At 61.6% G+C, this 1,816-nt stretch carries 2 protein-coding genes and 1 pseudogene; all 3 read left to right on the forward strand.

Annotated elements, in window-relative coordinates; translation table 11 throughout:
* A pseudogene (locus BXA07_RS29495) lies at nucleotides 1-1,321 on the forward strand (hypothetical protein); the annotation flags it as partial.
* Between the two features lie 24 nt (nucleotides 1,322-1,345).
* Nucleotides 1,346-1,630 carry a hypothetical protein gene (locus BXA07_RS29500; RefSeq protein WP_139335867.1) on the forward strand — a complete coding sequence of 95 codons (285 nt, stop codon included), beginning with the start codon at nucleotides 1,346-1,348 and terminating at the stop codon, nucleotides 1,628-1,630.
* On the forward strand, nucleotides 1,627-1,816 hold a 190-nt coding region (locus BXA07_RS31185), incomplete at its 3' end, for a hypothetical protein (protein WP_212592402.1). The genes BXA07_RS29500 and BXA07_RS31185, both read left to right, overlap by 4 nt.

The raw sequence follows: 1,816 nt of genomic DNA on the forward strand, positions 1-1,816 counted from the left end.
CGATGGCAGCAACGGCCAAAACGGCATGGATGGCTTGAATGTAGCGCCCGTGCGCATCTACCAGCGTGGCGCCAGCAATATTGCGCCGGAGCTGCCGAGCGCGGCATGCACGTTCACCTTTGCATCGGGCGCGCTCGCCGGCTTGAACAACGGCTGGTCGACGCAAGTGCCGACGGCAGGCGGTGCCTACCTGTTCACCTCCGGCGCCACGGCCGCGTCGCGCGCGGCAACCGACGATATCACCCCTGGCGAATGGTCGGCCGCCGCACGTCTGGCCGCCGACGGCGTGACGACCTACACCTGGGTCAAGTATGGCAATACCGCTGCCGGAGGCGGCTTTTCGGACTCGCCCGTCGACATGAGCTATATCGGCCTGGCCTACAACAAGGCGACGGCGGTCGAGAGCGACAACCCGGCAGATTATGCGTGGTCCCTGATCAAAGGCGGCGACGGTGCGAAGGGCGCCGACGGAGCGGACGGCAAGACTACTTACACCTGGATCAAGTATGCGGACAATGCCGACGGCACCGGGCTGTACGACACGCCCCGCGACAGCACCCTGTACCTGGGCCTGGCCGTCAACAAGCCCAGTGCGGCCGCCAGCACCAACAAGGCGGACTACACCTGGTCGAAGTTCCGTGGGGGGCAGGGCGTAGCCGGGCCATCCGGCCAGCGCGGTACCGTCACGGTGACGGCGCCCGGCTATTCGGCATGGTCGGATGCCTCGGCCGTGTACGAAATTGGCAAGGCCGGCTATGGCGCGCCGATCAACCGCGACATGGTGACGCTGTACGACACCACGCATGCGGTGACGAAGTTTTATGTTGATGGTGCTTGGCTGGAGGCGGGCACGGTGATCAATGGGAATCTGCTGGTCGATGGCTCTATTGCAGGAAAGTCACTTGCTGCAGACAACCTGGGCGCCCTTATCGCCAAGCTTGGCAAGGTGATAGCGGGCGATATCTCGGCCTCCACCATCCATGGCGGCCCAGGCTATCCATCAGGTGCCTGGGGATGGCCGACCAATGGCGGCTACGGCTTTCATTTGAGTGAGGCTGGAATGCTGATGGGCAATTACGCTGCAGGAAAATATGCACGCTTCGATCCGAACGGCGATATTTACACGCCGCAATTCAAGATCATTGCCGGTGCCGCCACCTTCACCGGCGCACTGTCGGGTGTTACCGGCACCTTCAAAATCTTACAAAGTCCTGGTCGTGCGGATGGGGCAGCTGGCTACGATTTGCTCTCGACAGGCATCTACTTTTATGACGGCACGCATCCTTTGCCGTACATCGAGCTGGGAGCGGCGATTACATGAAAAATCACAAAAATGGAGGCCGGTATGGCTGACCAGGTCTTGATCGTGCGCGAACCTGGCACGAGCCGGGTCAAATTTGATTCCCGTCTGGCAGTGGGGGGCGTGTGCCTGGGGATTTATGCGGTGCCGTCCGGGGTGCATGCCTATTCATTTCCTGGCATGGGGCCTGGGCTGACCGGGATAGTCCTGACCATCAGTGGTAACAATTTGTCGGGTCTCGCATATACATACGATAACGACCTGGGCTACCCACGGTTTATTTTTAATGGTGTGAGTATTGGTGAGCCGGTCGCGCTCTTCGTTAAATGAGCGCCCGTCTTCGCATCCGCAATGGCGCGCGCGAGCTTGTGGTGACATCCGAGGGGCGCCTGCCGTACTGCCTGGGTAAGGCCACGCCGCAACCGGTCGTGCAGCCGGCGGGCGACGTGAGAAACGCCGCCCCTGGGCGTGTCGCTGGCTATCAGGACTATCGTGTCTACCACCCCGGCCCGATTC

Origin of the sequence: Janthinobacterium sp. TND4EL3 (assembly GCF_900156175.1) — a bacterium.
Classification (GTDB): domain Bacteria; phylum Pseudomonadota; class Gammaproteobacteria; order Burkholderiales; family Burkholderiaceae_D; genus Janthinobacterium.

Coding starts and splice junctions, on each gene's coding strand:
- BXA07_RS29500 (WP_139335867.1), top strand. CDS start 1,346: ATGGCTGACCAGGTCTTGATCGTGCGCGAACCTGGCACGAGCCGGGTC.